The organism is Candidatus Accumulibacter cognatus (assembly GCF_000584975.1).
GTDB classification, from domain to species: Bacteria; Pseudomonadota; Gammaproteobacteria; order Burkholderiales; family Rhodocyclaceae; genus Accumulibacter; species Accumulibacter cognatus.
Window position 1 is genome coordinate 1 of sequence record NZ_JDST02000014.1, and the last position, 16,547, is coordinate 16,547.

The following is a 16,547-nucleotide window of genomic DNA, read 5'->3' on the forward strand; positions in this document are numbered from 1 at the left end:
AAGGTTTCGAGGGGCATGGCTTACTCCGAGGGTTGCGAACCCGGTATAGGTCAGCACGACTTCTCATTAGTTGCACATCGCGTTACCTGTTTACTTGCGATCACTTCTTCTGCGTTCAGAGCGGGCTGCGCTTTTTGAAGTCCGGCGTAGCGTATCCTGGACTGCAGACGGTGAGATTGTCTGATCGCCTCCGGAGGGTCTGCGCTCCTGCACAAAGCGGTCGCGAGCGGCGGCGTCCGTCCGTAGGCACCGCCATGGGGCTGGGGGCCAATCTGTGGGGGGAACGGTTACACTGGCGACAGTCTCCAGACGCCCTTTGCGGAAACCGCTACAGGGCGAACGTCACGAACAGGCAAATGGAGGCTGGCGATGAGCAACTCCAGCCGGTGCCGCAAGCGTGCCGCCAGCTGGATAAGTGCTGTAGGCGATTCGCGCTTGAAGGCCGCCCTTCAGGCAATTCGCAGTTCTGCCAGCGAAGCGACCGCGTGCTCGTTGCCGATATCCGGCGTAATGATCAATTCAAGCACCGTCACTCCGGAGAGATCAACCCGATGTTCCTCGGTCTGAGTCACTGAACCTTCCGGGCTGAAATTCCACTGTTGGCGAACGATTTCACGGAACGAGTGCCCGGCATCCCCAGACCAGCGCAGCAGATACTCCTGCGTACGCTGTACGGTGGTCTCGACAAAGCAGACGCGGATACGATGAAGCAGCTGCGGTTGTACGAAGAGCAGGCGGATGGTCTGCTGGCCGGGATCGGCTGCACGCCAGCCGTTACCCCCGGTCAGGAGTGCCGATTCGATCGGATGCTGAGCGTCCTCCGAACTGATTTCGACCTCAGCCAGTTCTTCAACCTTGAGCCAGCCCGTAGGGGCTATGCTCAGCCGGTTTTCTTTCGTCTCTTCAATCAGGCGCTTGCGCATGGGGTGGGTCCCGCCGTCAGCATATCTTGTTGGGAACTGCTGGAGGGGCTACGGCGCGTTCATGCTTCGCCAAGCTGGGCGGCAATTTCGCCTTCGGCCTGCGCCCAGTAATCGGTGTCGCGGCCGCGGAAACCGTCCTTCTCGGCAATGAAGTACGCTGCCGACTGAACCATGCGATAGCGGTCCTCGGGGCTTGGCCTGACCGGTATGGCGGCGGGCGTCGCGCACTCGGTAGGCGCAGACTGCAGAATCTCGATGTCGGCAGCAACGGGGGCGATGGCTGGTTTAGGCGTGGCTTTCTTCTCGGGAGCTGGCGCTGCGGTGGCAGCAGTGGCCGCCGGTTTCTTTACCGCCGCCGCCCTGGCCGCCGGCGTTTTCTCGGCGGTACTGGTCGTTGCCGTTGTCGTCTTTCTGGGAGCGGGCGCTCTCTTGGTCGTGCTTTTTGCTTCAGTCATGATCATTCCTTGCTGTTGAGGTCGATGGAGTGGGGTGAATGGGGGGGCCGCAGGCGCGGATCAAGTGTTCATGGGTACTTCCGCAGGATAGGAAAATACCGCTTGATGGTCAAGGCTAATCGAAAGATCAAGGCTCCTGCCCTGGCAATGGTCTGCCTGCAATGGCCGGCCTCCTTGGCAGACGCCGCCGTCAGACCGTCTTCTTCGGTGGCATGAAGAAATCCCGGGGTTGTCGGTGCAGATGTAAGAGGATCGATCGCGCCAGATTTTTCCACTGCGGATCAGAGACCTGGAGCGAGCGCAGGGCGACATTGAGCGCCAGCACGAAGCTGACCGTGAGATTCATGAAACCGATCGCGGCAACGCCAAGCACCGCCCAGGCGAGCAACCACGGATCAGGGACAAGATCGAGACCGACAAAAGCGATGCCAATGAATGCCGACGAGAAGGCGACATGGCGGATGTCGATCGGCAGCCCGACCAGCAGGCCGAAGAAGGTTGTTCCTCCGAGCAGAAAACCGAACAGCAGATTGCCGGCGAGTGCACCAAGGTTGTCGCCGATGTAGGCCGCAACACGGCGCATGCGCGCCGCACCGAACAGGCGCTGCGGCCAGTTGAGTTGCAGGATACGCTCGGGGATGCGGTTGTAGGCTGCGTAGTTGTCGTAATAGCCGCTGATCAGTCCGGAGATGAACAGGCAGACACCAGCGATGGCGGCGTAGAACACGGCTGCGCTGTGTAACAGGCTCTGCTCTTCAAGCAGATGCAGCGATTTCTCGGGACTGGTGAAGTGCTCGCCGCTACTGCTGAATATGATGAAGGCAAGCAGGCCGGCGAGTGGGATGGCAACGCCGACGTTGCCCAGAATGGCGATGATCTGGCTTCGGCAGGTGCGCGCGATGAGGTCGGTCAGGGCCTCGATGTCGCGCAACCTGTCGCCGCTGTAACTGAGACTCGCGGCAATCGCATTGGCAGTCATTGCCGGTTGTTTGGTGGCGACCGTGCCATGCAGGATATGGATCAGGCAGAAACCAAGCCCGTAGTTGAGGCAGAAGGCGAGTGCGCCGGTCAGGGGTGGTAAAGCCGCCTTGGTGAGCAGGATTTTCAGGCAGGCCATGCCGGCGATGATCACCCCGCCGATCATCGCCGAACGTGCCATTGACCAGTACTCCGCGCGCGTTTCGGTAATGTAGTGTTCGCCATGATGGCTGGCGTTGTCGGTCACCCGCAAGGCAATCAGTTCGGTGTTCTGCCGCCAGTGTCTGCCGAGATCGTTGCGCTGGCATTCGTCGCTCACCAGGCGGGTGAACAGGCTGACGATCGGAGGATAGGCCGCTGCTTCTTCCTTCTTGCCTTGCAGGCCGGCGAGAATATCGAGCAGATGCTCACTGCGCCGCAATAATTGCCGCAGGCGCTGCAGTTGATAGGTCAGGCGGATGCTGGTTCCATTGCGGGCCGCATTCCTGCGCACCCGTTCGATTACCTCCTGGCATTGGCTGAACAGGACACGCAGGTGCCGATCGTCGCCGTCTTCGCTGTGGGGCTTTTCCCAGTTTCCCGGATAGGCCTCGATATAGTCGGCCATCTCCAGGTTCTGTGCGACGAAGGGCGATTCGTGGGTTACCAGTGAGGGTTCCAGCCGCAACAGTTCCGGTTCCATGCCACAAGCGGCAATCCCGTATGACAGCACGCGCAGCGAGCGGAGCAGTTCGAGTAGCGAGTGTGGAAAGTTCTCGCTGGCTGGATCTTCGTCGAAACGAATGGCTTCGATCAGTCGCAACCAGGCGTCGTCGCCAACGCCGATCACCCAATGCCGGTCACTCGGTCGGTCGAAGGTTCGGCGCAGGACGCTGCGCAGTAAACCAGGGTCGAGCACATCGGGCAGAAGCTTGTGGCCGATTCGACGAAAACCTTCGGGAGCGAATCCGGTATTCGGCAGGATGCCGGTGGTGGTGTACAACTCGATGTGCCGATGCGTTCTGAGCAGGGTGTTGAAGGCGGTGCGCAAAGCCGATCGTAACTCAGGGTGGATACCGAGAAGGTAGCAGAGAGCCTGCAGATTTCGCTTGGCGGTCTCGAAGTCGTGCGCCTTCGCAGGTCGGATTTCGTCGACCAGGAGGGCGAGCAAGGAAGTCAGATCCGTATCCGGGAGAAGGAGGCGGTTGAGGAGTTGTTCCATGACGTAGTTGCTTTCGTAGAGCGTGAGCGATCGGGCATTACAGAAGTCGTGCAGGAAGCCGCGCCGTTCGATCGCCGTCGATTACAATTGCTCAATCTTAGCATGTGCCGGGAATCCCCCCTGCCTGGAACCAGTAGATGATCATCGTCCTTTCTCCCGCCAAGAGTCTCGATTTCCAGACGCCATCGACACTTGCCGAGCATAGCCAGCCGCGCTTTCTCGACGACTCGCAAGAGTTGATCGACGAGTTGCGTGCGCTGTCACCGGCACAGCTCGCCAGCCTGATGAAGATCAGTGATCCACTGGCGACGCTCAATGTCACCCGCTACGCCGAATGGGCGCGGCCGTTCACGCTCGGCAATGCCAAACAGGCGGTTCTGGCTTTCAATGGCGATGTCTACGACGGGCTCGACGCACCGTCGCTGGTACCCGATGAGCTGCAGTTCGCGCAGCGTTACCTGCGCATCCTTTCCGGTCTTTACGGGCTGCTGCGCCCACTCGACCTGATGCAACCGTATCGCCTGGAAATGGGGACCCGCCTGGCCAATCGACGCGGCAGGGATCTCTACACCTTCTGGGGCGAGCGCATTACCGACGCGATCAATGCCGCGTTGCACGATGCGCGCGCAAAAGTCCTGGTCAATCTTGCCTCGGAGGAATACTTCAAGGCCGTCCGGCCGAAGCTGCTTCCGGTGCCGGTGATTCGACCGGTTTTCGAAGACTGGAGCGGCGGCAGGTTCCGGGTCGTCAGCTTCTACGCCAAGCGGGCACGCGGGTTGATGGCACGCTATGCGATCATCAATCGCCTGACGGCGGCGGCCAGCCTGAAGGAGTTTACCGGTGACGGCTACGTCTATATGCATGCAGAAGAATCCGCGAGCGACAGTGCCTGGGTGTTTCGACGCCGCCTGGCGGCCTGACTTCTGTAAGAGTCTCAAGTCGCCCCGCTTGCGCGTGGCGCATCAACCTGGGGAGAGAATGAATCATGGCCGTTGCGCCCGAAACCGCCATCATGGCGCTGTATTGTGATTTCGAGAACGTGGCCCTTGGCGTTCGCGATGCCAAGTACGACAAGTTCGACATTAAGCCGGTCCTGGAGCGCCTGTTGCTCAAGGGCAGTATCGTCGTCAAGAAGGCTTACTGTGACTGGGAACGCTACAAGGGTTTCAAGTCCACCATGCACGAGGCCAGTTTCGAGCTCATCGAGATCCCGCACCTGCGCCAGTCGGGCAAGAATTCAGCCGACATCCGGCTGGTAGTCGATGCGCTGGATCTGTGCTACACCAAGTCGCATGTCGATACCTTCGTGATCATCAGTGGTGATTCGGACTTTTCGCCACTGGTTTCGAAGTTGAGGGAAAACGCCAAGTACGTGATCGGAGTCGGTGTAAAGCAATCGACATCGGATCTGCTGATCGGCAACTGCGACGAGTTCATTTTCTATGACGACCTCGTGCGCGAGATGCAGCGTTCGGCGCGACGGGATTCGAGGGAGGCGCAACCGGTGGTCAGGCGTTCACCGGAGGAGGACGCGCAACGCAGGCAGGAACTCGAAGGACGCCGCAGCAAGGCCATCGAACTTGCCGTTGCCACCTTTGATGCACTGGTTGCCGAGCGTGGCGACAGCGGCAAGATCTGGGCGTCGATGCTCAAGGAGGCGATCAAGCGGCGCAAACCCGATTTCAGCGAGTCGTATTATGGCTTCCGGGCATTCGGCAACCTGCTTGAGGAGGCTCAGGCACGCGGCCTGCTCGAGATCGGTCGCGATGAAAAATCGGGAACTTACGTGTTTCGCAGCAACGGGATGGTGGCTCGACCTGAAGCCATTGTCGAGGTCGTCGCCGAGCCACGGCTAGTCGTGCCGCCACAGATCGAACCCGAGGCGGCCATGACCGAAGAAAAAAGCGAGTCGACGGCTGCGCGTCGCAAGAGCGAAGGCAGGCGCAAGGCGGACGAGAAAGGTACCAAACGGGTTAGGCAGCCACGGGCAGTCAAGCCGGAAGATGTGCCGATCGAAGTCGTCGAGGAAGTGTCGACTGAAGGTGTTGCACTTGCCGAAGTGGCACCAGCAGAACGGGTCGAGGCCGTTCAGGACGTCGCGGCAGCGCCGGCCGGTGAGTTGGTGCCATTACCTGCCGAGACCGGCCAGGCAGGCCTTCCCGTGGCTGAAGGGGGGCCTGGCGAGGAGGTGGCTGACGCCGTGCCGGCCGCTGATGAAGCGGAAGGCCATGCAGTCAAGAAGCCGGCCACGCGCAGTCGTCGCCCACGCAAACCGAAAGTGCTGCCGGAAACGGCCTGATCTACCGGTCGCGGCCGCGACGTTACCGGCAAAGTCGTGTCCGCGACGCACTACAAAAAAGCCGCGACATCTGTCGCGGCTTTTCGATGCGGGCCTGACACTCAGGCGGCGGCTTGTGTCTTGATTCCACCGGCGATACGCACAATCCGGTTCTGCGTATCGACGTAGATCAGTTGCGGAGCATACTTCGCGAGTTCGATTTCGGTATACGTCGCGAAGCTGGCAATGATCAGGATGTCACCCGGCGCGGCGCGGCGTGCGGCTGAACCATTGACCGAAATGACGCCGGAGCCGCGCTCGGCACGTAGCGCATAGGTGGTGAAGCGCTCGCCGTTATTTACGTTCCAGATGTCGATCTGTTCGTACTCACGGATGTTCGAGGCGTCGAGAAGGTCTTCGTCGATCGCGCATGACCCTTCGTAGTGAAGCTCGGCGTGGGTCGCGCTGACGCGGTGCAGCTTCGACTTCAGCATGGTTCTCTGCATGGATTTTCACCGGTTGAGAGTTGTTCGGGGAAGCGAATTGTAGCGGCTCATGGCCACCTGTCAATGGCTGTTCGCCAGCTCGATTTCGACGTTATCGATCAGTCGCGCAGCACCCAGACGGCTGGCTGCCAGCACCACCAGCTCTCGCTCGTCGGAGCCTTGCGGGAGCTGCAGGTCGGACTGTCGGCGCACGGCCACATAGTCAGTTTTCCAGCCATTCTGGTCGAGTTCGCCCACCGCTTCGCGTTCGAGTTTGACGAAGTCCCGTTCGCCGGCATGCACTGTCGCAGCGATACGCTTCAGGAGGCGATGCAGGCGCGCTGCCTCGGCACGTTCACTGACCGACAGGTAAGCGTTACGCGAAGACAATGCCAGGCCGTCGTCGGCTCGTACGGTCTCGCCACCGACGATCGCGATCGGCAAGGCGAGCTGCTGCGTCATATGGCGCAGAACCATCAGTTGCTGGTAATCCTTCTTGCCGAACAGTGCCACTTGCGGCTGGACAATGTTGAACAGCTTGAGGACCACGGTGGCGACACCACGGAAATGGCCAGGACGGAATTCTCCGTCGAGTTGATGCTGGATCGCGGGTGGCTCGACATGGTACTGCTGTGGCTCGGGGTAGAGCACCTCCTCGCTCGGTGCGAACAATATCTCGACACCGGCTGCGGCGAGCTTCTCGCAGTCAGCCTGCAAGGTGCGCGGATAGCGATCGAAGTCGTCGTTTGGCCCGAACTGCAGTCGATTGACGAAAATGCTGGCGACCACGCAATCGCCGTGGCTGCGCGCCTCGTTCATCAGCGCAATGTGCCCAGCGTGCAGGTTGCCCATGGTCGGGACAAAGGCGATACGGCGACGCGCTTGCAGCGCAGCACGCACTTCGGGGATCGATGTGTGAATCTGCATGGTGTTTTTGCTGAACCTCTTTCAAACTGGAATGACAGGTTGCCTGGCGCCTGGCTGTGCGGGATATCCGTACCGGGGATCGACAATCTTCTCGCGGCTCAGTAACAGTGTTCAGGACCCGGAAACGAGCCCTCCTTGACGGCGGCCACGTAGGCTGCGATCGCCGCCGCAATCGATGGCTGGCCAGCCATGAAGTTCTGGACGAAGCGGGCCTTTCTGCCCGCCGAGATGTCGAGCATGTCGTGCAGGACGAGGACTTGGCCGGAGCATTCTCGGCTGGCGCCGATACCGATCGTCGGAATCGTGAGCTGGCCGGTGGTTGCAGCCGCCAGTGCCTGCGGGATGGCTTCAAGGACGATCAGACTGGCGCCGGCTTCCTGCTGCGCGAGCGCATCGGCAAGCAGCCGGGCAGCACCAGAATCATCGCGGCCCTGAACCCGGTAGCCGCCGAGCTGGTGCACCGATTGCGGTGTCAGGCCAACGTGCGCGCAGACCGGGATGCCGCGCGTGCAGAGGAAGCGGGTCGTCTCGGCCATGTTCACGCCGCCTTCTATTTTCACCATCTGCGCACCGGCAGCCATCAGCGCCACGGCATTGCGCAGTGCCCGCCTCGGGCTTTCCTGGAAGCTGCCGAACGGCATGTCGGCGATCACCAATGGTCGCCGGCTGCCCCGTGCAACGCAGGCAGTGTGGTAGGCGATATCAGCCAGCGTTACCGGTAGCGTCGAGTCGTGACCCTGCAATACCATGCCGAGCGAGTCGCCGATGAGCAGTGCGTCGACACCGCAGCTATCGCACAACTGTGCAAAACTCGCGTCGTAACAAGTCAGGACGGCAATCTTTTCGTCATTGACACGCATTCTGGCGAGATCGACGTGCGTCAGACGACGGGTCACAACGTGGGTGGACATGGGCTTACTCTCCTCGGTTGAAATATTCGCGGTGTTCGCGCATGCCCGCGATGCGATGCTCAAGGTGGCGAACCTCGTTCCTGCCTGCAAAGACCATTACCTTCCCTTTCTGATACCTGGCTGTAGATGTGAAAGTCGCGTCTGTGACTCACGAATCCTCCTATCCTCCTCCAGAATCTCGGAACGGAGTCGTGGGGGTGAGGGAAACGGTCTTGGCTTTTGCAGGCTCGAGGTGCTTCCAACAGCCATAACTATCAGGGTTTGATTGCACCATGGAATTCACGATGGACAAAGCGCGCCTAGGATACACAGAGCGGCCAGCCGGTGGGCAAGTTTCAGTGCTAGTCTGATACAAAAATACGACGAACCAATCGGCGCCTGGAGCGTTAGAGGAGTATGGTTCATCGGAGACCCCTCATGAAAACGATTGTCCTCGCACTTCTTGCCGCTGTCGCCACTGCTGGCTGCGTTGTTGCCCCCGCTTCTCCAGGGTATTACGGGCCGCCGCGCGCATATGTTAACCCCCCTGTGGTGGTGGTCGAACCTCCACGCGTGTATGGCTATCCGCCGCCGGTGTTGGTGCCAGGAAGGCCAGGTTATGGCAATCGTTATTGGCATCCGCGTTACCGTGGCTACTAACGGCCATGGCTGTTTTCCTCTTCCCAGACCTCTCCCTCACGGGTGGGGAGGAGATTCGTAAGTCGCTGAGACGACCTTCCAATGAGGCGATTTCCGGGAATCAAGACTCAGGGGGCCAGTTTACCGGCTGTTTGCCGACTGTGACCGTCTGAGGCGTTCGCGTTGCGGTTCGAGTTTTTCGAGCGTGGCGACGAAGTCCTGGAGACGCTTCCTTTCCTGTTCAACCACCGCGGCTGGAGCGCGCGCTACGAAACTCTCGTTGGCGAGCTTGGCTTTCGCCTTGCTGATCTCGGTGCCGAGTCGCACGATTTCCTTGTCGATACGTTCGCATTCGACGGCCAGGTCGATCTGAACCTGCAGCATCAGCCGGGTTTCGCCCACGATGGCGATCGGTGCGCTGGCGTCGGCCGGTATTTCGTTGACGATCTGCAGGTCGGAGAGCTTGCAGAGCGCTTTGAGATAGGGCACGAAGTCGGCGAGCGATGCGGCCTGGCCGCTGGCGAGAAGCGGGACCCTCAGCGCCGGCGAAAGGTTCATTTCGCCACGCAGGTTGCGGCAGGCGTAAGCCAGATTCTTCAGCTCCTGGACGCTGGCTTCGCTGGCCGGGTCAATGCTTGCTGCCTGCGCTTGCGGATAGGCGGCTAGCATCACCGAGGCATGGGTCTTGCGTCCGGCGATCGGCGCCACCGCCTGCCAGAGCTCTTCGGTAATGAAGGGCAGCAGCGGGTGGGCCAGGCGCAGCACCGTCTCCAGTACGCGCGCCAGCGTCCGCCGCGTCGCGCGGACTTCTTCGACGGAACCCTGCTGCAGTTGTACCTTCGACAACTCTACATACCAGTCGCAGAACTCGTCCCAGACGAACTCGTAGACCGAGCGCGCCAGCAGGTCGAAGCGGTAGTCGGCGTAATGCTGTTCGACCTCGGCTTCGGTACGCTGCAGCTTGCTGACGATCCAGCGGTCAGCGAACGAGAAGCGTAGCGCCGACCCATCGTCATCAACCGTATCGCTTGCCAGGCCGAGATCCTGGTCTGCCGTGTGCATCAGCACGAAGCGTGCCGCGTTCCACAGCTTGTTGCAGAAGTTGCGGTAGCCTTCGCAGCGGTTAAGGTCGAACTTGATGTCGCGACCGGGGCTGGCCAGCGACAGGAAGGTGAAGCGCAGCGCGTCGGTGCCGAATGCCTGAATGCCTGCCGGGAATTCCTTGCGCGTGCGCTTTTCGATCTCTGCGGCCTGTTTGGGGTTCATCAGTCCGCTGGTGCGCTTCTCGATCAACGCGTCGAGGCCGATGCCGTCGATGAGGTCGATCGGGTCGAGGACATTGCCCTTCGACTTGCTCATTTTCTGGCCTTCGGCGTCGCGGATCAGGCCGTGCACATAGACGTGTTTGAAGGGGATTTTGCCGGTGAGATGTTTGGTCATCATCACCATGCGCGCCACCCAGAAGAAAATGATGTCGAAACCGGTCACCAGGACTGTCGAAGGCAAGTAGAGGTCGAGCGCCGGGTTGCTTTCGGCTGGCCACTGCGGCGTCCAGTCGAGCGTCGAGAACGGCCACAGTGCTGACGAATACCAGGTGTCGAGGACATCCGGATCGCGTGTCAGCGGGCCGAGGTAGCCTTGTGCGGTGGCCTCGTTCCTGGCTTCGGCTTCGTCATGAGCGACAAAGATCTGCCCATTCTCGCCATACCAGGCGGGAATCTGATGGCCCCACCAGAGCTGCCGCGAGATACACCAATCCTGGATGTTGTTCAGCCACTGGTTATAGGTGTTGACCCAGTTCTCGGGGAAGAACCGGATCTCGCCCGAGGCCACACATGCCAGCGCCTTGCCGACAATGCTGCTTCCGTCGGCTGCGGGCTTGCTCATCGCGACAAACCATTGGTCGGTGAGCATCGGCTCGATTACCACGCCGGTGCGGTCGCCGCGCGGCACTTTGAGCTTGTGCTTGTCGGTCTTGACCAGGAAACCCATGGCCTGAAGATCGGCGACGATGGCGTTGCGTGCGTCGAAGCGGTCCATGCAGCGATATTTCTCTGGAATCATCTCGCTGGTTGCCCTGCCTACCTGTTCGCGATCCGCTAGAACTGAGTTGGAAGTTCCTGCACTGTGACCAAAAGTGAAGTCATCCAACGACGAACCCTTGATCTTTCCGTCCAAGGTCAAGACGGAAATCATCTGCAAGTTGTGGCGCTGACCAACGGCGTAGTCGTTGAAGTCGTGTGCGGGCGTCACCTTGACGCAGCCGGTACCAAACGCGAGGTCCACATAGGCGTCGGCGATGATCGGGATTTCGCGATCGCAGAGCGGCAGCTTGACCTTTTTCCCGAGCAAGTGCCGATAGCGTTCGTCTTCTGGGTGAACCATCACCGCAGTGTCGCCAAGCATCGTTTCCGGGCGCGTCGTGGCCACCGTCAACGAACCGCTGCCATCCGCCAACGGGTAGCGGATGTGCCACATGAAACCGTCTTCTTCTTCTTGTACCACCTCGAGGTCGGAGACCGCGGTTTGCAGTACCGGGTCCCAGTTGACCAGGCGTTTGCCGCGGTAGATCAGGCCCTCGCGATAGAGGCGGACGAAGGTCTCGGTGACCGTCCGCGAAAGGCCGGCGTCCATCGTGAAGCGCTCGCGGCTCCAGTCAGGCGAGGTGCCGAGGCGGCGCATCTGCCGGGTGATGGTGCTGCCGGAGAACGCTTTCCACTCCCAGACTTTTTCGAGAAATTTCTCGCGTCCGAGTTCGTGCCTTGAGATTCCCTGGGCATCGAGTTGCCGTTCGACGACGATCTGCGTGGCAATGCCCGCATGGTCGGTACCAGGCTGCCACAGCGTGTTGTCACCGCGCATGCGATGGTAGCGGGTCAGCGCATCCATGATCGCCTGGTTGAAGCCGTGCCCCATGTGCAGGGTGCCGGTGACGTTGGGTGGGGGCAGCAGGATGCAGAAGGCGTTCGGTTTTTCGGCATCGAGGCCGGCGCCGAAATAGCCTCTGGCTTCCCATTCGGGGTACCAGCGACGTTCGATGTCAGCCGGTTCAAAGCTCTTGGCGAGTTCCATGGGGGAGGGCGGAGGGATGGCAGGAGCGCGCATTATACCCGCATCACGCACTTGCCCCAGTAGTGGTGCCTAGGCCTGATCAGGCAGCGCTGGCTGGTCGCGAGCGGGTTCCTCGATGGGCTGTCGAGGCTGGCCGTTCTGCTCGATGAAGTCACGCAATACGGTTTCAATGGTTGCGGCGATACCGTTCTGCAAGTAATCCGTGGCTGTCAGCAGGGCCGCTTCGACGAGCGCCAGCATTTCGCTCTGCAGCTGCCGATCAAGGCGTTCGGCGAGATCTGCGGCCAGCGTCTCGCGCAGCTTGGCGCTGTCCTCTGCGGGAACGTCTGGCGTCGGCAAGACCACTTCGGTGAGGACCGGCAGGTCTTCTTCCTCGTTGCCAGAGGGCGTGACGGGGGTTATGCTTGCTGACGATCCGGCTGGCGTGGCCGAGGCCAGGAAGCTGCGCCGTCGCCGCGGCCGGCGTGCGTCTTCGCGACGATCACCGCCAGCCGCGGCCTCGGCGTTGATCAGGGAATCCACCCGACGGATCAGGTCGCTGTCGTCTGCCATCAGCCTTTCCCTGTCAGATCGAGGTACCGGATGTCGTAGCCACGATCCTTGTAGAACCGGGCGCGCCGACGACCGGAGGCGCGCTCTTCGCTCCCCTGGCCGACCACTTCAATGAGGCTGGTAAAACGAGCAAAACCTGGCGGTACCTCGGCCGCGAGGTTGAACAGTCGTTCATCCTGCGGTAATACGTCAAGCTCGCCGGCAATCAGTACCGGGGTTTCGGCGGCCAGTGGCGAGTTGATCTGCACGTGCGGGATAAAGCCGGTTGGCGGGTACATCCACAGCCTGCGGTCAAGTGCCGCGGCGACCTCGGCATCCGGTGCATAGACCAGCGAGGCCTTCTTCTGTGCCAGAGCCTTGCAAATCAAGGCGGCGGTCGCGGCAATCCGGTCAGAGGCGTTGTGGTAGAAGAAAATACGTGTCAATCCAGCTTCCCTGCGCGTTTCAACAGATAGTGCATGAGTAGCGGCACGGGTCGCCCGGTTGCACCCTTGTCGGTGCCCGACTTCCAGGCGGTGCCAGCGATGTCGAGGTGAGCCCAGACGTACTTTCGGGTAAAACGGGCGAGAAAACACGCGGCGGTGATGCTGCCTCCCCAGCGGCCACCGATGTTGGCCATGTCGGCGAATGGGCTCTTGAGCAGTTCCTGGTAGTCGTCCCACAAGGGCATTTGCCAGGCGCGGTCGTGTGCATCATCGCCGGCATGCACGAGCTCCCGCGCCAGGGCCTCGTTATTGGCAAAGAGGCCGGTCGCGACATGACCAAGAGCGATCACGCAGGCGCCGGTGAGCGTGGCGATGTCAATCACTGTCTCCGGTTGAAAGCGAGCGGCGTAAGTTAGTGCATCGCAGAGAATGAGGCGGCCTTCAGCATCGGTGTTGAGGATTTCAATGGTCTGACCAGACATCGAAGTGACGATGTCGCCAGGTCGCGTGGCGGCCCCGCCGGGCATGTTCTCAGAGGACGGGACGATCACCGTCAGATTGATCGGCAGTTTCATCAGCGCTGCTGCCTTGATTGTACCCAGCACGCTGGCAGCACCGCACATGTCGTATTTCATCTCGTCCATTTCCGGTGCCGGTTTGAGCGAAATGCCACCGCTGTCAAAGGTGATGCCCTTGCCGACGAGAACCACCGGCTTGTCATCGTTCTTGCCTCCCTTGTGCTGCAGAACAATCAGTTTCGGCGGCTGCTGCGAGCCTTTGGCGACGGATAGCAGGGAGTGCATGCCCAGGGCAGTCATCTCGTCACGTTCGAGAATCTGGCACTCCAGCTTGTGTTCGGAAGCCATCTTTTGTGCAGTTTCTGCAAGAAAGGCAGGGGTGCATACATTGCCCGGCAGATTGGCAAGATTCTTTGCCAGGGCCATGCCCTCGGCAATGGCCTGCCCTTGGTGCAGGGCTTCCTCGGCGGCAGCCAGTTCATTGCGGCGATCAATGACAAAGGTGAGTTTGCGCAGGGGCCGGCGCACCTTGTCCTTTTTGCTCTTGAACTGATCGAAACGATAGACGGTTTCCTGCGCCACCATGGTGGCCTGACGAACGCGCCAAGCAGAGCTACGCTTCCTGACGCTCGTTTCGGTCAGAAAGACGGTACCGTCAAAGGAGCCGGTTTCGTTGAGCGTCCTCACGGCGCTGCGAATGGCGTCGCAATACGCCTTGTCGCCAAACTCCTTCTCCTTGCCGAGACCGACCAGCAGGACCCGGTCACAGAGCGTGCCAGGAACATTGTGCAGCAGCAGCGTCGAGCCCGCCTTTCCTTCCATGTCGCCGCGGCGAATGATGTCCGAAAGATGGTTGTGCGCCGCGTTGTCGAGAAGTTCGGCGGCCAGTGTCAGTTTGCGCGGTTCGAAAACTCCGACCACCACACAGGCACTGCGTTGCTTCTCCGGGCTACCACTTTTTATGCTAAATTCCACTCACCCCTCCTCAGGCAACCCGCACTGTTTGCGAAAAGCCGATTATCACTGCAGTTTTTCACCAAAGTCAAAAAATGATCTTCCAGCGTGCTGTCCGTCGCGAGTTCACGCACTTGGCGGCCGGCGTCTTCACCGCGCTTTTCGCCATCATGATGACGACTCAATTGATTCGGCTGCTCGGTGACGCAGCACAAGGCCGTGTCGAACCGGACGCCGTGGTGGCCCTGCTGGGTTTTTCGTCGCTCAACTACCTGCCAGTGTTATTGTCGCTGTCGTCGTTTGTCGCCATCTTGCTGGCGCTTTCACGCAGCTATCGGGATTCCGAGATGGTGGTCTGGTTCTCTTCCGGATTGTCGCTGATGGCATGGATTCGGCCGGTACTGGTGTTCGTCATGCCGCTGGTGATGACCATCTCGGTGCTCTCCCTCTTCCTTTCGCCCTGGGCACTGTCGCAGAGCGCCGAGTTCCGCGACAAACTGAGTTCCCGGCACGATGCCGGACAAATCTCTCCCGGCATTTTCCAGGAATCATCAGCCGGTGAACGCGTCGTTTTTGTGGAAGGGATCGATGCTGACACCAGCAACGTCTTCAACGTGTTCGTCAACGAGATGCGGCCTGAGCGTTTGGGGGTGACGATGGCTGCCTCCGGGTATCAGGAGGTCGCCGCAAACGGTGATCGATTCATCATCCTGGAGAACGGTCGTCGCTACGAGTTCCCTCCGGGCAGCGCGGAATTCCGCATTATGGAGTATGCACGCCATGCGGTTCGTGTGGAGACCAAGGAGGTGCGCGGCATTGCCCCGACACCGAGGACGATGCCTACCTTGGCGCTGTTGCCGATTGATTTGCCAGTCTATCGGGCTGAGCTGCTTTACCGTTTCAGCTTCCCATTCTCTGCGATCGTGCTGGCGTTACTGGCGATTCCCCTGTCGTTCGTCAATCCACGTGCCGGTCGTTCGGCAAACATGCTGATTGCCATTTTCGTTTATCTGATCTACAACAATCTGGTAACCATCAGCCAGGGTTGGGTGGCGAGCGGGAAGGTTTCGTTTGCTGTCGGCGTGCTGGGTGTACATCTGTTCATGCTCTGTCTTCTCCCGCTGATGTTCTATCAGCGTATTGCCGTCAGCTCATTCGCCCGTCTGTCGCGATGAAGATTTATCGTCGCTACTTGGCACGTGAGCTGGCAGGCGCCATCTTGCTGGTACTGCTGGCGTTTCTGGCCTTGTTTGCCTTTTTCGACCTGCTCGGCGAGATCAAGAGCGTCGGGCAGGGCGGATATCAGCTGCACCATGCGCTTGGCTTTGCCCTGCTGCGCGCGCCGGGGCGCGCCTATGAATTGATGCCGATTGCTGTCCTGATCGGTACGCTCTACGCGCTCTCGGTGCTCGCCCGTCATTCCGAACTCACCGTCTTGCGCGCCTCGGGTTTGTCCACCGCAGCCCTGCTCGGTGGTTTGTTTCAGGTGGCAGGCCTATTTGCACTGGCGACTTACCTGATCGGCGAGTTTGTGGCGCCGCCGGCTGAACGTGCGGCGTATCAGATGCGCTTGAAGGAAAAGGGCCGAATGGTCGGACAAGATCTGAGGTCGGGATTGTGGGTCAAGGACGAACGGAGTTTTATCAATGTGCGCGTGGTTCTGCCGGATGCACGTTTACGCGGCATCCGCATTTACGAATTTGACGAGAAGGCAAGCTTACGTGCCGTCACCGAGGCTGCAGAGGGGAAGCACGTTCTGCCCGATAGTTGGCGGCTGACCGAAGTGGTACAGACCGTCCTGCTTGCCGAGCGGGCGGAAGTCCGGAAGATGCCGGAGATGTTGTGGCGATCGGCCCTGAATCCGGACATTCTCGCGGTGCTGATGGTCTCGCCCGATCGGATGTCGCTTCGGCACCTCTCGGCCTATACCAAACATTTGGCGGACAATCATCAGAAGAGCACCCGCTACGACATCGCCTTCTGGAAAAAGGTGGTCTATCCCTTGGCGGCCTTGGTCATGGTTGCGCTTGCCTTGCCGTTCGGTGGCGCACATTACCGGGCCGATAGGGTAGGTATCAAAATCTTTGCCGGGGTGATGACTGGAATCTTGTTTTACATGCTCAACGGCTTGTTTTCCAATCTCGGTGCGATCAACAGCTGGTCGCCGCTGCTCAGCGCAGTCACACCGTCAGTTCTGTTTCTGCTGACGGCGGTGGTCATGATCTGGTGGGCTGAAAAGCGCTGAGGGGG

Annotated in this window: 15 protein-coding genes; 5 read left to right on the top strand and 10 right to left on the bottom strand. The window is 60.2% G+C overall.

The window, feature by feature from the left end:
• Positions 1-449: 449 nt before the first annotated feature.
• The 3 genes from AW06_RS03500 to AW06_RS03510 form a co-directional block, all read right to left on the bottom strand.
• Positions 450-923, bottom strand: a complete 474-nt coding sequence (locus tag AW06_RS03500; RefSeq protein WP_034945676.1) for a hypothetical protein — start codon at positions 921-923, stop codon at positions 450-452.
• A gap of 59 nt (positions 924-982) precedes the next feature.
• The gene (locus AW06_RS03505; protein WP_138677444.1) at positions 983-1,378 is read right to left on the bottom strand and encodes a DUF2934 domain-containing protein; all 396 of its coding nucleotides are present in this window, start codon (positions 1,376-1,378) and stop codon (positions 983-985) included.
• Between the two features lie 190 nt (positions 1,379-1,568).
• Positions 1,569-3,557 (bottom strand): site-specific recombinase, encoded by a 1,989-nt coding sequence (locus AW06_RS03510; RefSeq protein ID WP_034945679.1) that lies wholly within the window; start codon positions 3,555-3,557, stop codon positions 1,569-1,571.
• A 137-nt stretch (positions 3,558-3,694) separates the two neighbouring features.
• On the opposite strand from AW06_RS03510, the gene yaaA reads away from it, so the two are divergent.
• On the top strand, positions 3,695-4,477 hold the full coding sequence (gene yaaA, locus AW06_RS03515; protein ID WP_034945682.1) for a peroxide stress protein YaaA: 783 nt from the start codon (positions 3,695-3,697) through the stop codon (positions 4,475-4,477).
• 65 nt (positions 4,478-4,542) lie between these two features.
• A complete protein-coding gene (locus tag AW06_RS03520; RefSeq protein WP_034945685.1) occupies positions 4,543-5,856 on the top strand; it encodes an NYN domain-containing protein in 1,314 nt (437 codons plus the stop codon).
• 101 nt (positions 5,857-5,957) lie between these two features.
• Here AW06_RS03520 and panD read toward each other — a convergent pair whose 3' ends face one another.
• From panD to panB, 3 genes are all read right to left on the bottom strand, one after another.
• Positions 5,958-6,341, bottom strand: coding sequence for an aspartate 1-decarboxylase (gene panD / locus AW06_RS03525; protein ID WP_034945688.1), 384 nt, complete (start codon positions 6,339-6,341; stop codon positions 5,958-5,960).
• Between the two features lie 60 nt (positions 6,342-6,401).
• Positions 6,402-7,247, bottom strand: coding sequence for a pantoate--beta-alanine ligase (panC, locus tag AW06_RS03530; RefSeq protein WP_034945690.1), 846 nt, complete (start codon positions 7,245-7,247; stop codon positions 6,402-6,404).
• A gap of 98 nt (positions 7,248-7,345) precedes the next feature.
• Positions 7,346-8,158: a 3-methyl-2-oxobutanoate hydroxymethyltransferase gene (panB, locus tag AW06_RS03535; protein WP_034945693.1), complete on the bottom strand. Its 813-nt coding sequence runs from the start codon at positions 8,156-8,158 to the stop codon at positions 7,346-7,348.
• A gap of 417 nt (positions 8,159-8,575) precedes the next feature.
• On the opposite strand from panB, the gene AW06_RS19820 reads away from it, so the two are divergent.
• Positions 8,576-8,797: a hypothetical protein gene (locus AW06_RS19820; protein ID WP_273704349.1), complete on the top strand. Its 222-nt coding sequence runs from the start codon at positions 8,576-8,578 to the stop codon at positions 8,795-8,797.
• Positions 8,798-8,917: 120 nt separating this feature from the next.
• On the opposite strand, the gene AW06_RS03540 is transcribed toward AW06_RS19820, so the two are convergent.
• The 4 genes from AW06_RS03540 to AW06_RS03555 form a co-directional block, all read right to left on the bottom strand.
• Positions 8,918-11,848, bottom strand: a complete 2,931-nt coding sequence (locus AW06_RS03540; protein ID WP_034945696.1) for a valine--tRNA ligase — start codon at positions 11,846-11,848, stop codon at positions 8,918-8,920.
• Positions 11,849-11,917: 69 nt separating this feature from the next.
• The gene (locus tag AW06_RS03545) at positions 11,918-12,400 is read right to left on the bottom strand and encodes a hypothetical protein (protein WP_034945698.1); all 483 of its coding nucleotides are present in this window, start codon (positions 12,398-12,400) and stop codon (positions 11,918-11,920) included.
• Positions 12,400-12,825, bottom strand: coding sequence for a DNA polymerase III subunit chi (locus AW06_RS03550; protein ID WP_034945700.1), 426 nt, complete (start codon positions 12,823-12,825; stop codon positions 12,400-12,402). Before AW06_RS03550 ends, AW06_RS03545 begins: the two co-directional genes overlap by 1 nt.
• A complete protein-coding gene (locus AW06_RS03555; RefSeq protein ID WP_034945702.1) occupies positions 12,822-14,318 on the bottom strand; it encodes a leucyl aminopeptidase in 1,497 nt (498 codons plus the stop codon). The genes AW06_RS03550 and AW06_RS03555 overlap by 4 nt, the downstream gene beginning before the upstream one ends.
• A 74-nt stretch (positions 14,319-14,392) precedes the next feature.
• On the opposite strand from AW06_RS03555, the gene lptF reads away from it, so the two are divergent.
• Together lptF and lptG are read left to right on the top strand one after the other, a co-directional pair.
• Entirely contained in the window at positions 14,393-15,472 is a 1,080-nt protein-coding gene (gene lptF / locus AW06_RS03560) for an LPS export ABC transporter permease LptF (RefSeq protein ID WP_034945704.1), read from the top strand.
• Positions 15,469-16,542, top strand: a complete 1,074-nt coding sequence (lptG, locus tag AW06_RS03565; RefSeq protein WP_034945706.1) for an LPS export ABC transporter permease LptG — start codon at positions 15,469-15,471, stop codon at positions 16,540-16,542. The genes lptF and lptG overlap by 4 nt, the downstream gene beginning before the upstream one ends.
• The last annotated feature ends 5 nt before the right edge of the window (positions 16,543-16,547 follow it).

Bases quoted from the DNA above. Each gene is read 5' to 3' on its own strand.
- AW06_RS03500 (WP_034945676.1), bottom strand. From the start codon at position 923: ATGCGCAAGCGCCTGATTGAAGAGACGAAAGAAAACCGGCTGAGCATA.
- AW06_RS03505 (WP_138677444.1), bottom strand. From the start codon at position 1,378: ATGACTGAAGCAAAAAGCACGACCAAGAGAGCGCCCGCTCCCAGAAAG.
- AW06_RS03510 (WP_034945679.1), bottom strand. From the start codon at position 3,557: ATGGAACAACTCCTCAACCGCCTCCTTCTCCCGGATACGGATCTGACT.
- yaaA (WP_034945682.1), top strand. From the start codon at position 3,695: ATGATCATCGTCCTTTCTCCCGCCAAGAGTCTCGATTTCCAGACGCCA.
- AW06_RS03520 (WP_034945685.1), top strand. From the start codon at position 4,543: ATGGCCGTTGCGCCCGAAACCGCCATCATGGCGCTGTATTGTGATTTC.
- panD (WP_034945688.1), bottom strand. From the start codon at position 6,341: ATGCAGAGAACCATGCTGAAGTCGAAGCTGCACCGCGTCAGCGCGACC.
- panC (WP_034945690.1), bottom strand. From the start codon at position 7,247: ATGCAGATTCACACATCGATCCCCGAAGTGCGTGCTGCGCTGCAAGCG.
- panB (WP_034945693.1), bottom strand. From the start codon at position 8,158: ATGTCCACCCACGTTGTGACCCGTCGTCTGACGCACGTCGATCTCGCC.
- AW06_RS19820 (WP_273704349.1), top strand. From the start codon at position 8,576: ATGAAAACGATTGTCCTCGCACTTCTTGCCGCTGTCGCCACTGCTGGC.
- AW06_RS03540 (WP_034945696.1), bottom strand. From the start codon at position 11,848: ATGGAACTCGCCAAGAGCTTTGAACCGGCTGACATCGAACGTCGCTGG.
- AW06_RS03545 (WP_034945698.1), bottom strand. From the start codon at position 12,400: ATGGCAGACGACAGCGACCTGATCCGTCGGGTGGATTCCCTGATCAAC.
- lptF (WP_034945704.1), top strand. From the start codon at position 14,393: ATGATCTTCCAGCGTGCTGTCCGTCGCGAGTTCACGCACTTGGCGGCC.
- lptG (WP_034945706.1), top strand. From the start codon at position 15,469: ATGAAGATTTATCGTCGCTACTTGGCACGTGAGCTGGCAGGCGCCATC.